Annotated in this window: 20 protein-coding genes; 13 read left to right on the forward strand and 7 right to left on the reverse strand. The window is 52.3% G+C overall.

All coding sequences use genetic code 11. The features are described from left to right. Positions 1 to 8: 8 nt before the first annotated feature. Genes CEK60_RS19460 through CEK60_RS19475 form a run of 4 tightly spaced genes read right to left on the reverse strand, consistent with a single transcriptional unit; the run spans position 9 to position 3,469 of the window. Positions 9 to 731: an HpcH/HpaI aldolase/citrate lyase family protein gene (locus tag CEK60_RS19460; RefSeq protein ID WP_089040403.1), complete on the reverse strand. Its 723-nt coding sequence runs from the start codon at positions 729 to 731 to the stop codon at positions 9 to 11. Positions 732 to 736: 5 nt separating this feature from the next. After that, complete coding sequence (locus CEK60_RS19465; protein ID WP_089040404.1) at positions 737 to 2,020, reverse strand: TRAP transporter large permease; 1,284 nt, start codon at positions 2,018 to 2,020, stop codon at positions 737 to 739. Continuing rightward, complete coding sequence (locus tag CEK60_RS19470; protein WP_232471408.1) at positions 2,017 to 2,490, reverse strand: TRAP transporter small permease; 474 nt, start codon at positions 2,488 to 2,490, stop codon at positions 2,017 to 2,019. Before CEK60_RS19470 ends, CEK60_RS19465 begins: the two co-directional genes overlap by 4 nt. 1 nt (position 2,491) lies before the next feature. Further along, complete coding sequence (locus CEK60_RS19475; protein WP_089040405.1) at positions 2,492 to 3,469, reverse strand: TRAP transporter substrate-binding protein; 978 nt, start codon at positions 3,467 to 3,469, stop codon at positions 2,492 to 2,494. Between the two features lie 750 nt (positions 3,470 to 4,219). On the opposite strand from CEK60_RS19475, the gene CEK60_RS19480 reads away from it, so the two are divergent. The 4 genes from CEK60_RS19480 to CEK60_RS19495 all read left to right on the forward strand — a co-directional run bounded on the left by CEK60_RS19480 (position 4,220) and on the right by CEK60_RS19495 (position 8,885). Then, the gene (locus tag CEK60_RS19480; protein ID WP_089040406.1) at positions 4,220 to 5,209 is read left to right on the forward strand and encodes a Bug family tripartite tricarboxylate transporter substrate binding protein; all 990 of its coding nucleotides are present in this window, start codon (positions 4,220 to 4,222) and stop codon (positions 5,207 to 5,209) included. Between the two features lie 104 nt (positions 5,210 to 5,313). Beyond that, the gene (locus tag CEK60_RS19485) at positions 5,314 to 5,814 is read left to right on the forward strand and encodes a tripartite tricarboxylate transporter TctB family protein (RefSeq protein ID WP_089040407.1); all 501 of its coding nucleotides are present in this window, start codon (positions 5,314 to 5,316) and stop codon (positions 5,812 to 5,814) included. 31 nt (positions 5,815 to 5,845) lie between these two features. Further along, positions 5,846 to 7,354: a tripartite tricarboxylate transporter permease gene (locus tag CEK60_RS19490; RefSeq protein ID WP_089040408.1), complete on the forward strand. Its 1,509-nt coding sequence runs from the start codon at positions 5,846 to 5,848 to the stop codon at positions 7,352 to 7,354. Between the two features lie 124 nt (positions 7,355 to 7,478). Beyond that, the gene (locus CEK60_RS19495) at positions 7,479 to 8,885 is read left to right on the forward strand and encodes a hypothetical protein (protein ID WP_232471409.1); all 1,407 of its coding nucleotides are present in this window, start codon (positions 7,479 to 7,481) and stop codon (positions 8,883 to 8,885) included. 9 nt (positions 8,886 to 8,894) lie between these two features. Here the strand turns inward: CEK60_RS19495 and CEK60_RS19500 are convergent, their stop codons facing one another. The 3 genes from CEK60_RS19500 to CEK60_RS19510 all read right to left on the reverse strand — a co-directional run bounded on the left by CEK60_RS19500 (position 8,895) and on the right by CEK60_RS19510 (position 11,731). Beyond that, positions 8,895 to 9,608, reverse strand: coding sequence for an SDR family NAD(P)-dependent oxidoreductase (locus tag CEK60_RS19500; protein ID WP_089040409.1), 714 nt, complete (start codon positions 9,606 to 9,608; stop codon positions 8,895 to 8,897). A gap of 104 nt (positions 9,609 to 9,712) precedes the next feature. Then, on the reverse strand, positions 9,713 to 10,864 hold the full coding sequence (locus tag CEK60_RS19505; RefSeq protein ID WP_089040410.1) for an acyl-CoA dehydrogenase family protein: 1,152 nt from the start codon (positions 10,862 to 10,864) through the stop codon (positions 9,713 to 9,715). A 45-nt stretch (positions 10,865 to 10,909) separates the two neighbouring features. Continuing rightward, positions 10,910 to 11,731, reverse strand: coding sequence for an IclR family transcriptional regulator (locus tag CEK60_RS19510; RefSeq protein ID WP_198361394.1), 822 nt, complete (start codon positions 11,729 to 11,731; stop codon positions 10,910 to 10,912). Between the two features lie 279 nt (positions 11,732 to 12,010). On the opposite strand from CEK60_RS19510, the gene CEK60_RS19515 reads away from it, so the two are divergent. The 9 genes from CEK60_RS19515 to CEK60_RS19555 all read left to right on the forward strand — a co-directional run bounded on the left by CEK60_RS19515 (position 12,011) and on the right by CEK60_RS19555 (position 21,240). Continuing rightward, on the forward strand, positions 12,011 to 12,802 hold the full coding sequence (locus CEK60_RS19515; RefSeq protein ID WP_089040411.1) for an enoyl-CoA hydratase: 792 nt from the start codon (positions 12,011 to 12,013) through the stop codon (positions 12,800 to 12,802). Beyond that, positions 12,802 to 14,331 (forward strand): 3-hydroxyacyl-CoA dehydrogenase, encoded by a 1,530-nt coding sequence (locus CEK60_RS19520; RefSeq protein WP_089040412.1) that lies wholly within the window; start codon positions 12,802 to 12,804, stop codon positions 14,329 to 14,331. Before CEK60_RS19515 ends, CEK60_RS19520 begins: the two co-directional genes overlap by 1 nt. A gap of 40 nt (positions 14,332 to 14,371) precedes the next feature. Continuing rightward, positions 14,372 to 15,595 carry a CaiB/BaiF CoA transferase family protein gene (locus CEK60_RS19525; RefSeq protein ID WP_089040413.1) on the forward strand — a complete coding sequence of 408 codons (1,224 nt, stop codon included), beginning with the start codon at positions 14,372 to 14,374 and terminating at the stop codon, positions 15,593 to 15,595. Positions 15,596 to 15,714: 119 nt separating this feature from the next. Further along, a complete protein-coding gene (gene nfsA, locus CEK60_RS19530) occupies positions 15,715 to 16,446 on the forward strand; it encodes an oxygen-insensitive NADPH nitroreductase (RefSeq protein WP_089040414.1) in 732 nt (243 codons plus the stop codon). Positions 16,447 to 16,831: 385 nt separating this feature from the next. Continuing rightward, positions 16,832 to 17,275, forward strand: a complete 444-nt coding sequence (gene aroQ, locus CEK60_RS19535) for a type II 3-dehydroquinate dehydratase (protein ID WP_089040415.1) — start codon at positions 16,832 to 16,834, stop codon at positions 17,273 to 17,275. Positions 17,276 to 17,606: 331 nt separating this feature from the next. After that, positions 17,607 to 18,425: a CoA transferase subunit A gene (locus CEK60_RS19540; RefSeq protein ID WP_089040416.1), complete on the forward strand. Its 819-nt coding sequence runs from the start codon at positions 17,607 to 17,609 to the stop codon at positions 18,423 to 18,425. After that, positions 18,425 to 19,198, forward strand: a complete 774-nt coding sequence (locus CEK60_RS19545; protein ID WP_089040417.1) for a CoA-transferase subunit beta — start codon at positions 18,425 to 18,427, stop codon at positions 19,196 to 19,198. Before CEK60_RS19540 ends, CEK60_RS19545 begins: the two co-directional genes overlap by 1 nt. 10 nt (positions 19,199 to 19,208) lie before the next feature. Further along, positions 19,209 to 20,411 (forward strand): 3-oxoadipyl-CoA thiolase, encoded by a 1,203-nt coding sequence (gene pcaF / locus CEK60_RS19550; RefSeq protein ID WP_089040418.1) that lies wholly within the window; start codon positions 19,209 to 19,211, stop codon positions 20,409 to 20,411. A 10-nt stretch (positions 20,412 to 20,421) separates the two neighbouring features. Continuing rightward, entirely contained in the window at positions 20,422 to 21,240 is an 819-nt protein-coding gene (locus CEK60_RS19555) for an alpha/beta fold hydrolase (RefSeq protein ID WP_089040419.1), read from the forward strand. Positions 21,241 to 21,408: the final 168 nt, after the last annotated feature.

Consider the following 21,408-nt stretch of genomic DNA (forward strand, 5'->3'; position numbering starts at 1 on the left):
ACGAATGGTTAGGTAGACGGGGCAGATAACAGCCGATGTAAGGGCTTAATCTGACGAGAATCGACAACACAACGAGCTCGAAAGCCGCACTGATAAGACCAAGACTGGTCTGCTTCGAACCCTTGTTTTTCTGGCCACGGGCCGTCAATTGCCAGCATGCCGGCATCATCGCAAGCCCTAAGAAACAACTGTCGGAAGGGGGCTAGCGAGGCGCTACGCTCTTCTGGAGACAGCTTTAGGTCACGTGCTAAATCACCAGTGCCGAGCAGAGCGGCTAAAACGCGGGGGCTAGAGTGTAATAATTCGCTGATCCGCTTGACCCCCAAGCGACTCTCTATAGTCGGTATAATGACGGTGGTTTCTGGTGCTATACCCCAGTGTTTTTCTTCGCGACTAAGTGCTGACGAAAGTGCCGTCAGTTGTGTTACTTCCTCGACTTTGGGCAGGAAGACCGCCTCAGGAGAGGCTCCCATTAGCAGTTTCAGCTCTTCTCGACCTCCCTTATCTAAGGCATTGATTCGGACCATGGGAGATACGCCTCTTTGCCGACAGCTTTTGGCCATGCTGGCGAACGCTTGGCAGGCAGTATGGCGTGATGCTGCCGGGGTGAACTCCTCTAGATCAATAACGATGGCATCGGCCCCAGAATCCAACGCGTCGGCCAAACAATCGGTGTCATGCCCTGGTACGAAAAGCCAGCTTCGACAGCCTGTTAGTTTGCTATGAAGCATGAAAGTCACTCCATTAGGTTGGGTAAGAACAGCACGATGTCAGGCACGAATGTGATGAGCATTAGGACCGCAAGCATGGACATCAGCATTAGCGAAAGTGGGCGTAACGTTTCCATAACGCTGATACCCGAAATACGGCAGGCCGCCATTAGATCTATACCCAGAGGGGGAGTATTGGCGCCGATAGCGAGGTTGACGGTGAGCAGCACGCCGAAATGCACTGGATCAATACCGTACTGGGAAAGCAGAGGCATAACGATTGGCGTGATGATGATAATAATGGCAATGCTCTCCATGAAGGTTCCGAGCACCAGTAGTACCGCCGTCAGTAAAAGCAAAACGCTGTGCGTGCTATCAGTCCAGTTGCCAATTGTTCCAGCGATGGCTTGTGGTACCTGCTCATAAGTCAGCCCCCAGGCGAAGAGACCAGCAGCGCCGATAATTACTAAGATGGCGGCGCTCGTTTCTGCTGTGGCGATGACGCAGTTGAGAATGTCTCGTAGTGAGAGGCATCGATAGAGCACCACACCAAGTACAAGGGCATAGAGAATGGCCGAGGCGGCTGCTTCGGTCGGTGTAAATACGCCGAAGCGAATTCCACCAATGATTAGTACCGGCACCATGAGTGCAGGCAGTGCATCGATGACCGCTCGGCGGCGTTCCGCGGGGTCGGAAGACTTGACCCCGGCCCAGCCATGTTTCCGCGAAATATAAAGTGCTACACCTATTAATGAGAGGGTCAACAACAGGCCAGGAATTACGCCCCCCACGAAGAGCTTACCCACCGATGTATTAGACGTGGTGCCATAGACAATCATGACGATACTAGGAGGGATCACTGTTCCGAAGGAGCTTGCACACCCAACGAGTGCGCTGCTAAAACCCTTGTGGTAGCCATTCTTATGCATTGCAGGTAACAGCATGCTGCCGATCGCAATCACATCTGCTACTCCCGATCCCGACAAGGCGCCAAATAACATACAGGCCATGACCGCTACGACGGCTAAACCACCCCGAATATCACCGACTAGGGACATGCAGAGATGTACGATACGTTTGGTGAGGCCGGCGCTGTTCATCAGTTGCGCCGCCAGTATGAAAAGGGGAATCGCTAATAGAGTGAAACTGTCCATCCCACCAACGAACTGTTGCGCGGAAACCATCATCGGGGCTGCGCCGAACACAAGCAGATAAACAAGAGCGGCGAGGATTAGGCTGAAGGCAATCGGAATATTAATTAAAATAGCGAGACCAAAAACACCCAGCAAAGTAAGTGCACCGGCGGTCATAGTGAATCTCCTGAAGACAACACGTGCTGCACTTGCATTAGTGCCATTCCTACGCAGCCCACTGGTACCGAGAGATAAATGATTCCAACAGGCATTTTTAACGCTGTTGTGGTCATGCTCATGGTTAGTAGTGTTAGATCCCAACCAGCCTTCGCCAGTACCAACAGCATTATCAGGAGCACAATGTCTGTGGCCTTTCCGATGATTCGGCGGGCGCCGATAGAGCGCACAATTAGCGGCAGTAGTCCGGCATTAAGGTGAGAACGTTGATAGGTACAGGTAACTGAGCCCAATAGGGCTGTCCAAATCAGCACTAGTCGCGGCAACTCTTCCGCCCAATTAGGCGTTTGTCCCACAACCCAGCGCATAAAGACCGTATAGATAACCAGGGCCGCCAACGCGGCGGCTCCACAGGCGGCTACGGCCAAGCTTAGATGGGATACACGCATTACAAGTTTGGAAAAGGTCATATCATTCAGCCGTTCGGTACTGTCTGACGGTCTCCATCAATTCCTCACCGAACACATCGGAATACTCGTTCCATACTCCTTGAATCCGCTCGTTGAAGGCCGCCGTGTCGACTTCATTTATCTGCATACCTTCTGCAGCCAGCATTTCGAGCATGTTTTTATCATCCTCTTGGGTCATAGCACGCTGCTTATCGCGCCACTCGTCTGCTAGCGATTGGATAACTGCCTGATCATCCGCATTGATCTTGTTCCAAGTAAGGTCAGCAATTGTTAAGCAAGCAGGAGCCCAAACATGGCCCGTTAAAGAGATGTAATCTTGAACTTCGTAAAAAGAAGAGGAGTGAATAATGGAAAGGGGGTTTTCCTGAGCGTCGAAGACGCCTTGCTGTAATGCCGAGTAGAGTTCACCAAAGGAAAGTGGGGCGGGGTTTGCACCGAGTGCTTCAAAAGTATTTAGACGCATCCTGTCAGGAGTGACCCTGATTTTTAGACCTTCTAGATCGTTCGGAGACTCAACTGGCCCACGGTTGTTGGTAACGTGACGGAAACCATTTTCCCACCAACTGAGAATTTTAATACTCTTATTTTCCGCTAGTTCTTCGAGGATACTGCCTAGTTCACCATCATAAGCTGCGTAGGCTGCTTCTCGGTTCTCCCAAGAGTAAGGCAGCTCAACAATTCCAAACTTGGGTTCTAAGGATTGAAAGGATCCGCATCCAATAACTCCGGCATCCATACTGCCAATTTGCATGCCCTCTACCATCCGGGTTTCATTGCCAAGCTGGCCGCTAGGAAAAATCTGAAAATTTACACGCTGATTGGTAGCTTCTCGTACGTCATGAGCAAAACCTTCCGCAGAGACATGCCAATTATGAGTTGGTGCCAAGACATGACCAAGCTTGATATCCAATGCTTGAACATTGCTGCAAAAAGCACTTATTCCGATAAGGCTGAAGAGCGCAAGAGGGGGTGGTTTCATTGTGATACCTGTTGTCATTAATTTTGGTGTTTTAAAATCAATCGCACAGGTAATAGACTCGTCGGATAAAAACGTTGTAGCAATTTTATAATTCTTATTTTTAATATTTACGTGTTTTATATGACGTTTTTTATTGGAGGGTTTTTTATTGATAATAGAGGGGCAAAGATTTTTAATGATTTATAGAAAGGTAGTTTTCAGGGTGTCAGCATAAAATATTTAATTTTTGGTTAAGGTTTTAGATATCCCGAAAACTAAATAACGCTACACTTTAGAGTCCGATTTTAGGAGTAAGGAGGGGGCATGAAGGGGCATTTCAGCGAAACACAGGTTATTGGTTTCCTGGGCGATGTAAGGCTGAACTACTATTAAGCAGCTATGCCGTCAGCATGGTTTCCCGAGTGCTATTGATAGTGCAGTAAGTTTGGCGGATTGAGCGTGTTAGGTGCCAAGCAACTGCCCTACAGTCACTTCTGACGCTAAACACAGCTGCATGCTGGGTGTGAGTTTAACCTCTATATTGCTATCGATAAGCCCTGAAAAGCCCTATTTAGCTCCCCCCACGAGATAGACCCGATTCCATCAGTCTCGCCATTTTTGAGCAGCGAGTCACATTTTGGGCATGGTATAAACTAAAGTCGGGGTTTCTGGTATGAGTTCGATGGCAGTAACCTATGGGTATAAAAATGCGAATAGTTGTTCGTCTTGCGAACTTAAAATATAAGTACTCTAACCCATGAAGAGTCCACTATGAAAAAAATTCTAAACGCTCTTTGCACTGCTACCTGCGGTGGTGCCGTCGCACTATCTCTCTCTGTGTCCACTGCTCAAGCACAGGATTGGCCCACTGATGATGTGCGCTTGGTGGTTCCCTATGCGCCTGGTGGAACTACTGATGTGTTATCGCGTCGTGTGGCCGACTTGCTACAGGAAGAACTCGATACCAATGTGGTGGTAGAAAACCGCCCAGGGGCTGGCTCTACTGTTGCTACTGGCCGTTTGGCTCGCGGTGGTCGTGATATCGATCACACCATATTAATGGCGTCACCTGGGCATACCATTGGCGCTGCTATTTATCCTGGCCTCACTTACGATCCAGTCGAGGACTTCGTATTCATTCAGAATATGATTGATATTCCTAACGTGATGGTGGTGCCGGCTGATAGTCCTTACAACAGCGTGCTTGAGTTTGTTGAGGCAGCGAAAGAACAGAATATGACCTTTAGCCACAGTGGTGTGGGTAGTTCTATCCACATGTCTGGTGAGCTGTTTAAGACGCTGACTGAAACCAATATGACTGCAGTACCTTTTGCTGGCAGTGGTGCAGCCCTACCAGCCTTACTGGGAGGTGATGTCGATGTCTCTTTCGAGAACATGCCGACTGTGTTCTCGCATATTCAATCCGGCGATTTGAGAGCGCTGGCGGTTACTTCAGCTGAGCGTTCTGAATTCCTACCAGATGTGCCAACCCTCAAGGAAATTGGTGAGTATAACCTCGACCAGTTTGTCACTACCGCTTGGTTTGGCCTGATTGCCCATCACTCTTTCCCCGAAGAAGCGACAGCTGCCATGCAAAAAGCGTTGCAAGAGGTGATGGAGCGCGAGGAGTTCACTAGCTTTGTAGAGCAGTTGGGTGCAGAGAAAGGCACTATCGCTGGTGATGAGTTCAAAGCCTTCATCGCTGATGAAGTTGCTCGCTGGGACGAAGTGGCGACTGAAGCCGGTATTCGTCAAGAGTAAGTCATTGGCTAGTACCTAGCATGGCGAGGCGAGGGTTACGACCCTCGCCTCAATTGGTTTCCTTGTAGAGCTTTTTTACGTCTTTACGTCGAGAGAGTACCCCGATGACGAAGTTTCAATCTACCGGTGGCACGCTGATCAAGGATCCGTGGGATGTAGTCGCCGGGGTTATGCTGCTGGGCTTCTCCCTGCTGCTGCTTTTCTATCTGGTTCCCAATTACATTGGTCAACCTCCCATCATGCAGAATCCGATGATGTCGCCGCGCTGGTTGCCGAACATTGTGGGCTGGTTGCTGCTGGTGTTCTCGGTACTGATGATTATTCAAGGTGTGCTAATTGCTGACGATGCCGAAGATAGCGGGCGTCGTTTTGAGCGTGGTCCGTTATTGCGCTTTGCGCTGATGGCATTATCTCTGGTTGTCTACGCTGGCCTGTTTGAGATGTTAGGTGCGGTAATCAGTGGCATCCTCGCCACCTTGATACTTTTTATCGCCCACCCGGTGCGTACTTGGTGGGTTTACGGTCTAGCTATCGTTTTCCCAACGGGCGTGACGTTACTGTTTACGGGGATTATGAACGTACCGCTGCCGATGTGGCCGTTCTGAGCTCACTGCCACCTTTAAGGTCTGGTGATTTATGGAAAACATTACAGAAGTACTGCAGCTGTTTCTAGCCACAGAGAACTTTGTGGCAATCGCTGTAGGGGTGGTGGTTGGCGTTACTGTCGGCTCTATCCCGGGTCTTACTGCCACGATGGCGGTGGCCTTGGCACTACCGTTTACTTTTTCTATGGAGCCGGTCGCGGCCATACTGTTGTTGGTAGGTATTTATAAGGGTGGTATGTATGGCGGCTCAATCACCGCTATTTTGATTCGTACGCCGGGTTCGCCAGCTTCAGCCTGTACGTTACTAGATGGCTATCCGATGGCGCAGCAAGGAGAAGCGAAAAAAGCGCTTAAGATGGCGCTCTATTCGTCGGTGATTGCGGATTTTATTTCTAATATTGCATTGATCTTTTTTGCTGCTTATTTAGCTAAGATTGCACTGAACTTCGGTGCGCCGGAATTCTTTTGGCTGATCTGCTTTTCTTTGACTATTATCATCTCGCTTGCCAGTGGCTCAATGATCAAAGGGCTGATTGCGGCTCTTTTGGGTATCCTGCTTTCATTGGTAGGGCTCGATTCAGTGTTTGGTTCGCAGCGTTTGACCTTTGGCAACTACAACTTGATGGACAGTATCTCGTTCATTCCGCTATTGATCGGTCTGTTTGCGATACCTGAAATTATCGAATTTTATCGCAAAAAGGTGATACCTCACCTCCGTGCCAAGGCGAGTGGTGCTGGTGTGTCTTTCAGCGAGCTCAAGGGCAGCCTCAAAAGCATCGTTCGAGGTAGTTTGATCGGTGTCATTATCGGCGCTATCCCAGGCACTGGGGCAACTGCAGCGGCTTTCATCTCGTACAGTGATGCCAAGCGTCGTTCACCCCACCCAGAGCGTTTTGGAAAGGGAGAAGTAGAAGGGGTCGCTGCTTCCGAAGCAGGTAACAACGGTGTCGCTGGAGCCACGCTGATCCCACTGCTGTCATTAGGAATTCCCGGTGATGTGATCACCGCTATTATCCTGGGAGCCTTCATGGTCCATGGGTTGACCCCGGGCCCACTGCTGTTTCAGGAAAACCTGCCGCTCATCTATGCACTTTTCCTCGGTATCATGCTCAGTTCCGTGATCTTGTTATTTGTGGGGAATGCAGCAATCCGTTACTTCTCCCTGATCGCAGATATTCCTAAATCGATTCTTTTTCCGATTGTGTTGATGTTCTGCGTATATGGGGCTTATGCGGTCAATAATGATACTTTCGATGTGTGGTTGATGTTGGCTTTTGGGGTTCTGGGTTATGTGTTTAATCGTACCGGTATCCCGGCTGCCCCCTTCCTAATAGGCTTCATTTTAGGGCCTATGTTCGAGGATAACCTGCGTCGCTCGCTGTTAATCGGTTCCAACGATCTGTCGATTTTCGTACGTGGTCCGATCACCTGGTTCTTCATCGCTCTAACCTTAGGCTCCATATTGCTGGCCCTTTATCGTTTTATTACCTCGCGGCAAAAAGCGAAACAGAGTGCGAGTGAGCCTGGGGCGGGGGCGTGATGCTGTCGACCTTACGCTAAGTGGTGTTTTGCCTTAAGCCCGCGAAGTGGGCTTAAGGCGCAAGGAAATCGAGCCGGCCACCGTAGGGTGCCGGCTTTTTTTTACTAGTGAGGTGGAGCCAACCATGAGTTCCAGCATAAAGATGCCAGTTGCAAACGTATGGTCTAGCCGTTTGCTAGCGGGTGTGGCAGTGCTAACTGTGGTGCATTTATTGAGTGGTGCAACGTGGGCCGCAAGCGTGGCTCAACTACTACTGGCAGGTTTTCTAGTGCTAGGTTGGACCCGTTTTAGCTCGATGGCTCGTATGCTTGCGTTGGCCTGTGTTGCAGTGTCATTTTTTGCACTGTGGCGACTTCCTTCTCCTTGGATAGTGCTTTATGAGGCGGCTAATGGCTTTGTCTTTCTGGCAGCGTTCATGGCGGCACTTGCAGTGCTGCGCTTGCCAGCTTATCGGTCGAGACTCATTCGTCGCTGTGGACAGAGCCTACTGTTGCAGCCTCCCACATGGCGTTATCCGATGCTCTCGTTGGGGTCTACCTTATTCGGTATCGTGCTCAACTTTGGCGTGTTGAACTTGTTCATGTCGATGATCGATAAGGCTAATACGCTCGGTTCGGCACAGGGGCGAGTGTGGCTGCAGGAGGTGCGTCGCCGACGCATGCTCTTGGCAACCTTGCGCGGCTTTACCTTGGCTCCTCTGGTTTCCCCGTTAGGTATCGGTGTTGCGGTGGTTTTGGGTAACCTGGAACCGCTGACCTGGGGTCAGCTCTTTCCTTATGTGCTGGCATCGGCAGTCGCGCTATTTCTGCTGGGGTGGGCTTGTGATCAGATTGCTGGTCCTCGTCCGAGCGCCAGCACAGCAGGGAACGAGAGGCCTTCATTGATACCGCTAGTAGCTTTTAGCCTGCTGCTGTTGGCTCTAGTCCTGCTTGTTTTTGCACTTGCCACCATGCTATCGCTGCGATTGCCTCAGGCTGTCGTGATCGGTGTGCCTCTGGGAGCCTGGGTATGGTTGGCTTGGCAGTGCCGTGATATTGGGTATGCTGGCGTGTGGTCAGCCACTGCTTTGCTCTCCCGCCGTCTGCCTGATGTGCTGGGTGGGATTGGTAATGAGGTCGTCGCGCTGGGTTCAGGTGCTTATCTTGGATATCTCAGCGTGGCGCTGCTTAATCCGGCCCAGCTGGATGGGGTGGCATCACTCCTTATCGCTGCTGGCAATTGGTTGCCAGCACTCGCGCTCTTACTGATCGTGGTGCTTGCCCAGATAGGCGTCAATCCCATTATCAGCGTGACCTTCTTAACCAGCATGGTCGCCCAGGTAGGGCTAGAGGGGGTGTCATTGCCGTTGTTGGCGGCGGCGATGCTGGTAGGGTGGTCATTGACGATGGTGTCGTCGCCGTTCACGGCGGCAATGATGATTATGTCGCGCTTCACCGGTATAACGGCGGGTCAAATTGGCCTGCGCTGGAACGGAGCATTTCTGGCGGCCTCGTTGATGATGGCCGCCGTACTTTTTCGATTAGCAAGCTGAGTTATTGCTTCACCCTACCGTGACACCACCGCAAACGAATAATGTTTGTCCCGTGATGAAACTGCTGCGTGGGTCGCAGAAGAAACTAACTGCTTGAGCAACATCATCAGGTTGCCCCATACGCTGGACAGGGATGTTCTCAATGATACGGCGCGCACGCTCTGAGTCGGGTGGGTTGTTCTCCCAGAACGCTGTCGTGGCAATAGGTCCTGGTGCCACACAGTTAACCGTAATGCCATCAGCGGCTAGTTCTAGGGCCCAGGTGCGGGCCATCGACTGTAATGCTCCTTTCGTCGCGCTATAAAGGGTGCGGGCCTCTTTGCCGAGCACCACGCGGCTGGCATTCATAACAATACGTCCCTGGCCATGCTGCCGCATATAGGGAAGAAGAGACTGGGTACATGCCAACGCGGAGCGCACGTTGAGGTGCATCAAAGAATCGAAGTCCTCAATACGGGTATCGTCGAGAAGCGCAGGACGCACTATGCCAACATTATTGACAAGACACGTCACCGGGTGGGCGTCAGCGATTTTTTCGAGCACTTGGCGGGTCGCATCAATATCACTCAGGTCGACTAGGTGTGCATCGGCCTTTAATGATTCTGCCTCTGGCGCCTCAATGTCGAGGACAATGGTGCGATAGCCATCTTGTTGCAAGCGCAACGCAATGGCTTGGCCGATGTTGCGGGCGCCGCCGGTGACGATAGCAAAGGGTTGTGGCATGGGTTACATCCTTCTAGTTAAAGGCGCGTAGGGCAGAATAGCGGACGAGGGGGATGAATGATCTGACGGCAACGAGGAGGCCTACGGTCATCAGCAAGCACCCGCTATTGAGCGTCGCGAATCATGTTGCGCGAGATAATTACCTGTTGGATTTGGGTGGTGCCTTCATAGAGCCTGAATAGGCGTACATCGCGATAGAACCGCTCAACGGCGTATTCGCTTATATAGCCAGCGCCGCCATGGATTTGTACACCGCGGTCGGCGACCCTGCTGCACATTTCGGTAGCGAACATCTTTGCGCAGGAGGCCTCGGTGCTAACGTTCTGGCCCTCATCACGCTTGCGTGCGGCATCTAGAACCATGCAGCGAGCGGCATAAATCTCGGCCTTGGAGTCGGCCAGCATGCCTTGGATAAGCTGGAATTCGGCAATAGGCTTGCCAAATTGTTGGCGCTCCATTGCAAAACGTAGGGAGTCATCTAGAACACGCTCAGCGGCCCCTACGGCAATGGCGGCAATATGCAGGCGTCCCTTATCCAAAACTTTCATGGCGGTTTTAAATCCGACGCCTTCTTGTTCGCCAATCAGTGCGCTGACCGGTACGCGTACATTATCGAAGATTACATCAGCGGTGTGGGCGCCTTTTTGGCCCATCTTCTTATCGCGTTTACCAATGGTAATGCCGGGGGTGTCGGCTTCAACGATAAAGGCGCTAATGCTCTTGGCGCCTTTGATCTCCAGATTAGTGCGTGCCATTACGGTAAAAATACCGGCATGCGGGGCGTTGGTGATGTAGCGTTTGGTACCGTTAATCAAGTAGTCGTCGCCATCTTTTATAGCGGTAGTGCGCAGCGAGGCGGCGTCAGAACCGGAGTCGGGCTCCGTTAGGCAGAATGCACTCAGAATCTCGCCGCTGGCCAATCGGGGCAAGTAGTTAGCTTTCTGCTCGTGGGTGCCGTCTAGCAGGATGCCGATTGAACCGATGCCGTTGTTAGTACCGATGAAGGAGCGGAAGGCGGGAGATGTCCTGCCCAGCTCGAAAGCAATATTGACTTCTTCCTCCATGGTCACACCAAGACCACCATATTCTTCGGGAATAGTGAGCCCAAAGAGACCCATATCACGCATCTGTGAGGCAATGTCATCGGGAATTTCATCGCTTTCAGCTATTTCTTCCTCACGCGGAATTAACGCTTCTTTAACAAAGCTACGTATGGAGTCGAGCAGGAGCTGCATGGTTTCCTGGTCACGAATCATGTGTGCCTCTTAATATAGGTAAGTAGATCGTTGGAGTTGTGGGTTTTACGAGATCTGGGTCTTTATATCGTTGACCAACTGGACTAATTGGGGCCCGATAGACTCTTCCAGCTTTTCCCGTGATATCTGGAACTCAGGGCCACCACAGTTGAACGACAGAATTCCCAACTGCGGGTGATGGAGGGGCACCGCAACGGCATTCACTTTTCGTTGCCATTCTCCAATCGACAAACAGTAGCCATAATCGGCGTAGTCTCGAAAAGCACGTTCTAGTGCTTTGCGAATAACAGGCCAGTCGCCGGGATAAGACTCCCGCAGGTGGTCCATTAGCGTGTCTGCCTCTTGTGGAGGTAGAGCAGCCAAATAGGCACGTCCCGCCGAGCTTTGGTGAAGGGGAAGACGCGTACCAGTTTGGCGACGGATGGTGGAACGTAGAGAACTCTGAACCACATCTAGATAAACCATGTCTAGGCGATCTCGGGCAGACATGGCCACTGTCGCACCGACTTCGTCGGCGAGATTTACCATCAAAGGTTGGGCAATCGCACGAATCGGCAGGTTGGATAGCATGGAATAGCCAAAGGCCATAACGCCCACATCCAATTGATACTTCCCTCGTGATAGAGGGCGCAGATAGCCCAGCCGGGCGAGAGTATGCGTGAGCCGACTAACAGTGGGGCGTGGTAGCCCCGACTTCCTAGCCAGATCGAGGTTGCTTAGGGCACTCTCGCTTGGAGTGAAGCAGCGTAGTAGTTCAAGCCCTCTCGCCAACGCAGTTACAAACTGCCGGTCCTTCTCCTGCTCGCCCGCCGCATTCATCGGGTCTATTACGATCTGAAAATCGCCCTGATTGTCTGTTGTCTTCACCGATTTCTGCCTCGTTCGAGGTTTTTGGACAGATTGATTTTGCAGCTTGCTGTCGATAAATGTCAATCATGCAGTCTTAATGTCCGCAAAGCGGACATTTTTATGTTGCAATATAGAGCGTTTTAGAAATTACGTATTGAATATAAATATTTGATAAATATGTATTTTTATTATGGTTGTTTTTCGACAGATTGACAGTTATTCCAAAAGCTGTGTAAGTTTTATCTCTTATCAAAACATTTGTCCGTAATGCGGACATTATTGGTGGCGAAATTTTGCATGATAAACAAACAGAGCTCTTCCGAGGTCTATCTTGCCTCGCTTGATGATGGGGTGGCGGTGGTTCGTATTGATCGGCCGCATGCCAAGAATGCTCTCAATGGAACGGTGAGGTGCCAGTTAGCCGAGCTTTTTTCGTCTCTAACTCGGCAGGATGAGGTGAGAGTCATTGTACTGACCGGGGGCGAGCAGGTGTTTGTTGCAGGTGCTGATGTAAAGGAGTTTGCTGAAGCCTCTCCGACCGAAATGCATCTACGCCACAATGAGCGTTTCTGGGAGCCGGTGGCACGCTGTCCTAAGCCAGTGATCGCCGCAGTTAATGGGTTTGCTCTGGGAGGTGGCTGTGAGCTTGCCATGCACTGCGACATCATCATCGCGGGGGAGTCGGCACGGTTTGGGCAGCCAGAGGTCAAGCTGGGTCTAATGCCTGGCGCAGGTGGGACACAACGGCTAGTACGAGCAGTGGGGAAATTTCAGGCCATGCGCATGCTGATGACCGGCTGCATGGTATCAGCGGCAGAGGCGTTGGCCATGGGACTGGTTAGCGAAGTGGTGAGTGATGATCGGACACTGGAACGCGCCACAGTACTGGCACAAGAAATCGCGCATTTGCCTGCTCTAGCGCTAGAGCACATCAAAGAAACGGTGCTCATGGGGGCTGATCTGCCCTTAGAGAGCGCTTTGGTTCTCGAACGTAAAGCTTTTCAGCTGCTTTTTGACACTGTGGATCAGAAAGAGGGGGCTGCTGCCTTTATCGAGAAGCGCAAACCGAGCTACCGAGGAGAACCCTAATGGCGAGAAAAGTGAACCGGCTGGGGATTGTCGGCACAGGAGTGATGGGGGCTGGAATAGCCCAGATCGCTGCGCAGGCAGGGCTGGAGGTCGTGCTGTTTGATAGCCGCGATGGGGCAGCCCGTGCTGCACGTGATGGTTTGCAAGGAACGTTCGATAAATTGGTTAGCAAGGGCAAAGTATCGCGGGAGTCTGCTGGAGCCGCTTTGTCGCTTCTTACCATCGCCGAATCGATGAAGTCTTTTGCGGATTGCGATGTGGTTATTGAGGCAATCATCGAGGATCTGGGAATCAAGCAACGCTTATTTGGCGACCTCGAAGCGATCGTTTCGCGAGATTGTATCCTCGCTACCAATACCTCTTCACTGTCGGTCACCGCTATTGCTGCGGAGCTAACTTATCCTGGTCGGATGGCTGGTTTCCACTTCTTCAATCCTGTTCCGCTGATGAAGGTCGTCGAGGTGATCGGGGGAGTCAATACCGATGAAGCTGTCGTTAATACACTGCTGGAGCTGGCAAGCCAACTTGGACATGCAGGTGTGCGTGCCCAGGACTCCCCTGGCTTTATTGTCAATCATGCTGGACGTGCCTACAGCACGGAAGGCCTGAAGATTTTAGAAGAGCAGGTGGCGCCGGTTGACGATATCGACCGGATTCTTCGCGAGGAGGCTGGTTTCCGAATGGGGCCACTCGAACTTTTTGATTTGACTGGCCTCGATGTTTCGCATCCTGCAATGGAGTCGATTTTCACGCAGTTCTATCACGACCCGCGTTATAGGCCTTCTTATATATCCCGGCAAATGCTGAAAGGGAATCGCCTGGGCCGCAAGACGGGGGTGGGCTTTTATCGCTATGAAGATGGACAAAAAGTCGCCGCGCTGGCGCCACAGCCAGTGCCTACGATCAGTGATTTTCCGTCATTCTGGGTGGGGTGTGAGGATATCGACCTACGTGAGCAGGTCGTGTCACTGCTGGTGTCGCTTGGCGGACGAGTGGAAAGGACAGATTCACCATCGGAAGAAGCGCTCTGTTTACTACTGCCCTTTGGTGATGATGCGGTGAGTGCGAGTGCGTATTTCGGTGTCGACCCTGAACGCACACTCTGCCTCGACGCATTTATGGGGCTGGAGCGGCATCGCACACTGATGATGACACCCGTCACGCTACAGCAGATGTGCGACGCTGCTCACGCATTATTGGCCTCTGATGGAACCGCAGTGACCGTGATTCGTGACAGCGTGGGGTTTGTCTCTCAACGTGTGCTGGCCGCAGTGGTTAATCTAGCCTGTGATATTGCTCAGCGTGGGATTGCCACGCCTACCGATATCGATAATGCCGTTAGATTGGGACTTAATTATCCCTATGGACCGTTGGCATGGGGAGATGCGTTAGGCCCGAAGAGGTTGCTTGCCATTCTTGAGCGCATCAATGCCTTAACGGGGGATCCACGCTATAGGCCAAGCCCGTGGCTGCGGCGTCGCGCAACGCTTGGCGTATCACTGTTACATGAAGCACCGAGTGTTCGGTGATGTTGAGGTTGATTATGTTAGTTGAAACGAGGTGGGTGTCATGGGAGCACTGACGGGAATTCGTGTGCTTGACCTAAGCCGAGTACTGGCTGGCCCCTGGTGCAGCCAAGTATTGGCCGATCTTGGCGCGGATGTCATCAAGGTAGAGCGCGTAGGGCGAGGCGATGACACGCGTGCTTGGGGCCCGCCATACATGAAAGATACTCAGGGTAACGAGACTCCGGAAACCTCGTATTACCAATCCTCCAATCGCAATAAGCGCTCGGTGGCTGTCGATATTACCACCGAAAAAGGGCAGGAAGTTGTTCGTGCATTGGCGGCTGAGAGCGACGTGCTGGTCGAGAACTTCAAAGCGGGCTCCCTAAAGAAGTATGGGTTGGATTATGAATCACTCTCCAATCTCAATCCGAGGTTAATCTACTGCTCCATTACGGGGTTTGGCCAGACAGGGCCTCGCGCGCAGGAACCTGGCTATGATTTCATTATCCAGGGGATGGGTGGGCTCATGAGCATCACCGGGGAGCGTGATGGCGTTCAGGGGGGCGGCGCGCAAAAAGTGGGGGTGGCTGTCACCGATGTGATGACAGGGCTTTACTCGGTTATTGCCATTCAGGCTGCGCTACTGGCACGTGAAAAATCTGGTCGCGGCCAGCATTGCGACATGGCGCTGCTGGATGTGCAGGTGGCGGCATTAGGCAACCAGAGCCAGAACTATTTAAGCACAGGCGTTTCACCTGGGCGCTATGGTAATGCGCATGCCAACATTGTGCCTTACAACTCCTTTCGTGCCAGTGATAAGGACTTCATTATTGCTTGTGGCAACGATTCTCAGTTTGCCGCGCTGTCCAGCGCAATTGGGTTGCCAGAGCTTTCTGCTGATCCTCGGTTTTCAAAAAATGAAAGTCGGGTCAGAAACAGAGATGCGATCACCCAGATTCTCTCAGAACATTTTAAACGCGATACAGCGGAAGCGTGGGTAAAAAAAATCAGCAACGCCAGGGTACCGGTCGGGCTAATTAACGACATTGCCGACGCACTAGCAGAGCCCCAGGTGGATGCCCGTGGCATGCTGGTCAATATCCCCCATTCTCTGAATCCTGACTTCAAGATGGTGGGTAGCCCAATTCACCTTTCCGACACGCCCGTAGAGTACCGAAGACCAGCACCACTGCTGGGACAAGATACTAACGATGTACTCGCCGAGTATCTTGGTCTTTCGCCAGAGCAGTTATCGCAGTTGAAAAATGACGGCGTACTAGGATAACCCATGCCTCCAAGTCGCCGACGACGGCTTGGTGGGTGATCTTTGCGAGGTTCTGCCAGGGCTCAAGGGTAAGCTGTAATGTTAAACACCAATTAAATATTATTAGATGGGCGTGCATAATGAACGACACGATTAAGTTATTGAAATCTCATCGCTCAATTAGAAAGTTTGAAGAGCGGGAAATTTCGCCGGAGTTATTGATAGAGCTGATTCGTACAGGGCAAGCAGCAGCAACCTCCAGCCATATACAGGCATATAGCATAATACATGTCACCGATAAGCATTTACGTGACCAGTTAGTCGAGCTGACAGGCGGGCAAAAATACGTAGCGAGCAGCAGTGACTTTCTGGTTTTTTGCGCCGATATGAAGCGTCCACTTGAAGCGGCGAGAAGTACAGGGGAAAACGTCGTGAGTGGTATGACCGAGCAGCTTTTGGTTGCTACGGTAGACGTTTCACTGGTAGCACAAAACATCGCGATTGCGGCGGAGTCAGAAGGGCTAGGAATTTGCTACATAGGAGGTATACGCAATAATCCACAAGCCGTGAGCGAACTGCTAAGTTTGCCACACCATGTATATCCTGTATTTGGTATGTGTATTGGTTATCCTGCACAAGATCCGGATATTAAGCCGCGGTTACCCGTTGAAGCTATCGTCAAAAAGAACAGATACAGTGATGATTCAGAGCATGTGAATGCTTTTAATCTCACCATGCATCACTATTACCAGACCCGCAAAGGGGGAAATAAAGTTTCAGACTGGTCTCAGAGTTTAGCCCCACTTTTTAATCAAAAGCTGCGTTCGCATATGCAAGAATTTCTTATTGATAAAGGCTTTGAAATGAAGTGAGGAATAGTTTTCAGATCTAATAGACAGTCTATCGCCACTCTTTTGTGTGGCTGGCTGTTTGATACACGCTTATATCCAGCTGTTTATGGCGAGCCGTCTAGTTGAGCGTTTGACACAGGCGGCTTGCTTGGCTGGTTTAACGGATGATCGCCGTTACGAAGCCGCGGTCATCAGGTTTTAGCATCTCATTTTAGCCTTTTTCCTCCATCAGTGCCCCCTCGCTGAAATAACCTTACTAGCACATAGCCAATATAGTATGTTGTTCAAATAGCGACCAATTGAACGATTTTTAGACATTATAAAGACAGATTAAGCACTCAACGACACGTTATTATAGGCATAACGACTTCCGACGGTGACGTAATGCCACGAAAGGAGACAAGCAGTGGGACAACCAAAAGTAACGGTCCTTCACGGACCTAATTTAAATCTTTTAGGCGTTCGCCAACCAGACGTTTACGGCTATGAGACGCTAGACGATGTTAATAACGCTTTGGCTGAAACAGCTGAGAGACAGGGCTGGGATATCAGCTGTTTTCAAAGCAATCACGAGGGCGAATTGATTGACGCCATTCATGCGGCGCGTCTCGATGGCACGCTGGCTATCATCATAAACCCGGCCGCTTATACCCATACGTCTGTCGCTATCCTGGATGCGCTCAATGCCTTTGAAGGTAGGGTCATTGAGGTGCATATCTCAAATGTCCATAAACGCGAAAGCTTCCGTCATCACTCCTATGTCTCGCAGCGGGCAGATGGGGTCATTGCGGGGCTTGGGACGGAGGGTTACCAGGCCGCTTTAAACGCCATTATAAAATCCTGCGTTTAAACGGTACGCGAAGCCGTACGAGGGCAAAAAGCAGTGCAAAGACCATAAAGATATCTCCTTCATGAAAAGCTGCGTAACGCTTGTGACCCGACGCTATACCTTGGTAGTAGCTTACGCCAAGTAGCGCGTGCATCTGCCTGGCTTAAGAATGAATAATTATCTGAAATAATAGGGTTTTTACCGAAATTAATGAGAGGGGAGGCTTAGCCTCCCCTTTTGTATGCGTGCTTGGTGGGGTTTGACGAGTGAATATGACGGGAGTAAATTGTTCGCACTACAAATCAAAGTTCGTTATTCGAACTTGTCGAGAGTCACTGCCAGGAGGAGACCTATGGCTGAGTTCTTGAGCTTGCATGACGCGGTAGCGCGCTACGTCGAAGATGGCGCCACCGTTGCCATGGAAGGCTTTACCCACCTGATTCCGTTTGCCGCGGGCCACGAAGTGATCCGTCAGAAAAAGCGCGACCTGACGCTGATCCGTATGACCCCCGATATCATCTACGACCAAATGATTGGCGCGGGCTGTGCTAAAAAGGTGATCTTCTCCTGGGGTGGTAATCCCGGCGTGGGCTCGCTGCATCGACTGCGCGATGCGGTTGAGAAAGGCTGGCCGCGCAAAATTGAGATTCTTGAACACAGTCATGCCGCGATGGCCTGCGCCTTTGAGGCCGGGGCTGCTGGCCTGCCAATGGCTGTGCTGCGTGGCTATGTCGGTAGTGAGCTGCCGAGCGTGAATGATCAAATCAAATTTATTGAGTGCCCGTTTACCGGTGAACGCCTAGCGGCGGTTCCTTCTGTGCGGCCGGATGTGTCGATCATTCACGCCCAGCGGGCGGATCGACAAGGTAATGTGCTGGTGGAAGGTATTGTTGGCGTACAGAAAGAGGCGGTGTTGGCTGCTAAGCACAGCATTGTCACCGTGGAAGAGATTGTCGATGACCTGAACGCTCATCCCAATGCTTGTGTGATTCCTGGCTGGGCGATTAGTGCTGTTGCCGTGGCAGAAAAGGGCGCGCTGCCTTCGTATACCCATGGCTACTACGGTCGCAGCAACCGCTTCTATAAAGAGTGGGATGCCATTGCTCGTGACCGCGATACCTTTACGCAATGGATCGACAAGAATATCTACGGTGCAGAGGAGCAAGCCTAATGAGTCAGGAATACACCTCTTCTGAAATGATGACTGTGACCGCTGCCCGTGCGTTAGAAAATGGCATGACCTGCTTTGTGGGTATTGGTCTACCTTCTGAAGCCGCCAACCTGGCACGCCTAACCCATGCGCCTGAGGTCGTGCTGATTTATGAGTCCGGCACCCTGCAAACCAAGCCTGAGATTCTGCCGCTCTCTATTGGTGACGGTGAGCTGTGCGAATCAGCGTTGACCACGGTGGCCGTGCCAGAGATGTTCCGTTACTGGTTACAAGGTGGCAAAGTGAACGTGGGCTTTTTAGGCACTGCGCAAATCGACCGCTTTGCCAACCTTAACACCACGTTGATCGGTGATTACAAAGCGCCCAAGGTTCGTTTGCCGGGCGGCGGCGGTGCGCCGGAAATCGCCACCAACGCTGGTGAAGTGTTTATTACCTTGAAGCACTCAAAGCGCGCGTTTGTGAAAGATGTCGACTTCGTCACCACGCTAGGCTTTGGCCGTGATGGCAAAGGACGCGATAACGTTCCCAATATTGGCAAGGGTCCCACGCGGGTCATTACCGACCTATGCGTGATGAAGCCCGACCCGGACACCAAAGAGCTGGTCGTCGTCTCGCTACACCCCGGCGTCACCCGTGAAGACGTGATTGACGCAACCGGTTGGGATATTCGCTTTGCCGAACAGCTGGAGAGCACGCCGGAACCGAACCCCAACGAGCTTGAAATATTGCGCGAACTGAAAGCACGCACCGAGCGTGCCCACGCGGGTGAATAAGGAGCTTTGTATGAGTGATGTCTATTTATGCCACCCGCGCCGCACTGCCGTTGGCCGCTTCGCTGGTACCTTGGCCAGCGTGCGCCCCGATGATTTCGCCGCGACGATTTTTAAAGCCGTACTGGCGGAAGTGCCGGATCTTGACCCTGCTGCCATTGACGAAGTGTTTGTGGGCTGCGCCAACCAGGCCGGTGAAGACAACCGCAACGTGGCACGTATGTCGTCGCTGCTGGCGGGCATCCCGACCTCGGTACCCGGCACAACCATGAACCGCCTGTGTGGTTCGGGCATGGACGCGGTCGGTACCGCGTTTCGCGCGATTAAAGCGGGCGAAATGGAGCTGGCACTGGCAGGCGGCGTGGAGTCCATGTCGCGAGCGCCCTACGTGATGGGCAAGGCTGAAGGCGCTTTTGCGCGCGGGCAAAAGATCGAAGATACCACCATCGGCTGGCGCTTTATCAACCCGCTGATGAAGAAAGCCTACGGCGTTGATTCGATGCCAGAAACGGCGGAAAACGTTGCCGAGCAGTTCACTATCTCTCGGGAAGATCAGGATGCCTTTGCCCTGCGCTCTCAGCAGAAAGCCGCTGCCGCCCAAAAAGCGGGGCGCTTTGCCCAAGAGATCACCGCCATCGAGATTCCCCGCCGCAAGCAGGCGCCGCTAATCTTTGATCAGGATGAGCACCTGCGGGAAACCTCCCTGGAAAAACTGGCAGGGTTGCCTACGCCGTTCCGTGAAGGCGGTAGCGTGACCGCAGGCAATGCGTCGGGCGTTAACGACGGTGCGGCGGCGATGCTGGTGGCCAGTGACGCGGCGGTTAAACAGCATGGTCTGACACCGATGGCGAAAATTATTGGCATGGCCACGGCCGGCGTTGAGCCGCGCATCATGGGATATGGTCCGGTACCTGCTGTGCAAAAACTGCTTAAACGCACTGGTGTCACCATGGATGATATCGATGTGTTTGAGTTCAACGAAGCGTTCGCTGCCCAGGCACTGGCCTGCATGCGTGACTTGGGCCTTAAAGACGACGATCCACGCGTCAACCCTAACGGCGGCGCGATTGCCCTGGGTCACCCGCTGGGTATGTCCGGTGCGCGCCTGTTAATGACCGCTGCTCATGAGCTGCAAAACAGCGGCAAGCGCTATGCATTGTGCACCATGTGTGTAGGCGTGGGTCAGGGTATTGCCACGCTGATTGAACGCGTTTAACGGAGGTAGCATGGCCTTTCATACTATCAATGGCCGCAGCGTCGCTTACCGATTGCTCGGCTCGGATGTGAATCCACTTATCGTGCTAGCGCATCCACTGGGCATGAGCCAAGCCGTGTGGGACGACATCATTCCCGCGCTGCTACCCCGCTACCGGGTGCTGACCTGGGATCTTCCCGGCCACGGTGCTAGTCAGGCAGCCAGCGGTGCACAAATCACTCCCGCTGATTTAGCCGCTGAGGCTCTAGCATTGGCAGAGCTGGCGGCTGCTGAGCGCTTTCACTTTGCCGGTACGTCCATTGGCGGTGTCGTCGGCCAGCAGTTGATTGCTGAGCATAGCGACCGGCTGCGCTCCGCTACGCTGACCAATACTGGCGCAGTGATCGGCAATCCTGATCTCTGGAACACCCGCGCAGGGCGGGTGCGCCAGGAAGGCCTGGCAGCGATGTCTGAAGAAATCGTGCCGCGCTGGTTTGCACCACAGGCCTTTGAGGCAAGTCCGGCGCTGAAAGCAGGATGGTGCGTACAAATGGGCCGTGGCGACGATGAGTCCTACGCCCAGCTATGCGAAATGCTTGGTCGTAATACGTTCTCTGGAAAGCTTTCTGGTAAGAACGCCCCTCATAAGGTCAGGGTACAGCTGTTTGGCGGCAGTGAAGATATGGCCACGCCGCCCGCAACGTTGGAAGCCTTGGCAGCGGAGCTAGATGGCGCACCTTTGGAGATATTTGACGGTGTGGGGCATGTGCCGTCGGTAGAGGCTCCGGTGCTGTTCGCGCAGAAGCTTATTGCTGTGCTTTCCGCCGATTTAGGTGACGGTGTGGCGTAAGCCTCCGGACTGGAGGGTCGCAAACAGGTATAGGCAGAGAGAAGTATTTCTATAACCGCATAACCGTCATGCCCACTAAGCGCTAGAGACACACTACGATACTCTAGCGTTTGGTGGGCATGACGTTAGCGTTTCTATAGATTCGACGATATGCCGCGCTCGTTAGCT

Source organism: Halomonas sp. N3-2A, assembly GCF_002216165.1.
Taxonomy (GTDB): domain Bacteria; phylum Pseudomonadota; class Gammaproteobacteria; order Pseudomonadales; family Halomonadaceae; genus Vreelandella.

Coding starts and splice junctions, on each gene's coding strand:
- CEK60_RS19460 (WP_089040403.1), bottom strand. CDS start 731: ATGCTTCATAGCAAACTAACAGGCTGTCGAAGCTGGCTTTTCGTACCA.
- CEK60_RS19465 (WP_089040404.1), bottom strand. CDS start 2,020: ATGACCGCCGGTGCACTTACTTTGCTGGGTGTTTTTGGTCTCGCTATT.
- CEK60_RS19470 (WP_232471408.1), bottom strand. CDS start 2,490: ATGACCTTTTCCAAACTTGTAATGCGTGTATCCCATCTAAGCTTGGCC.
- CEK60_RS19475 (WP_089040405.1), bottom strand. CDS start 3,469: ATGAAACCACCCCCTCTTGCGCTCTTCAGCCTTATCGGAATAAGTGCT.
- CEK60_RS19480 (WP_089040406.1), top strand. CDS start 4,220: ATGAAAAAAATTCTAAACGCTCTTTGCACTGCTACCTGCGGTGGTGCC.
- CEK60_RS19485 (WP_089040407.1), top strand. CDS start 5,314: ATGACGAAGTTTCAATCTACCGGTGGCACGCTGATCAAGGATCCGTGG.
- CEK60_RS19490 (WP_089040408.1), top strand. CDS start 5,846: ATGGAAAACATTACAGAAGTACTGCAGCTGTTTCTAGCCACAGAGAAC.
- CEK60_RS19495 (WP_232471409.1), top strand. CDS start 7,479: ATGAGTTCCAGCATAAAGATGCCAGTTGCAAACGTATGGTCTAGCCGT.
- CEK60_RS19500 (WP_089040409.1), bottom strand. CDS start 9,608: ATGCCACAACCCTTTGCTATCGTCACCGGCGGCGCCCGCAACATCGGC.
- CEK60_RS19505 (WP_089040410.1), bottom strand. CDS start 10,864: ATGATTCGTGACCAGGAAACCATGCAGCTCCTGCTCGACTCCATACGT.
- CEK60_RS19515 (WP_089040411.1), top strand. CDS start 12,011: ATGATAAACAAACAGAGCTCTTCCGAGGTCTATCTTGCCTCGCTTGAT.
- CEK60_RS19520 (WP_089040412.1), top strand. CDS start 12,802: ATGGCGAGAAAAGTGAACCGGCTGGGGATTGTCGGCACAGGAGTGATG.
- CEK60_RS19525 (WP_089040413.1), top strand. CDS start 14,372: ATGGGAGCACTGACGGGAATTCGTGTGCTTGACCTAAGCCGAGTACTG.
- nfsA (WP_089040414.1), top strand. CDS start 15,715: ATGAACGACACGATTAAGTTATTGAAATCTCATCGCTCAATTAGAAAG.
- CEK60_RS19540 (WP_089040416.1), top strand. CDS start 17,607: ATGGCTGAGTTCTTGAGCTTGCATGACGCGGTAGCGCGCTACGTCGAA.
- CEK60_RS19545 (WP_089040417.1), top strand. CDS start 18,425: ATGAGTCAGGAATACACCTCTTCTGAAATGATGACTGTGACCGCTGCC.
- pcaF (WP_089040418.1), top strand. CDS start 19,209: ATGAGTGATGTCTATTTATGCCACCCGCGCCGCACTGCCGTTGGCCGC.
- CEK60_RS19555 (WP_089040419.1), top strand. CDS start 20,422: ATGGCCTTTCATACTATCAATGGCCGCAGCGTCGCTTACCGATTGCTC.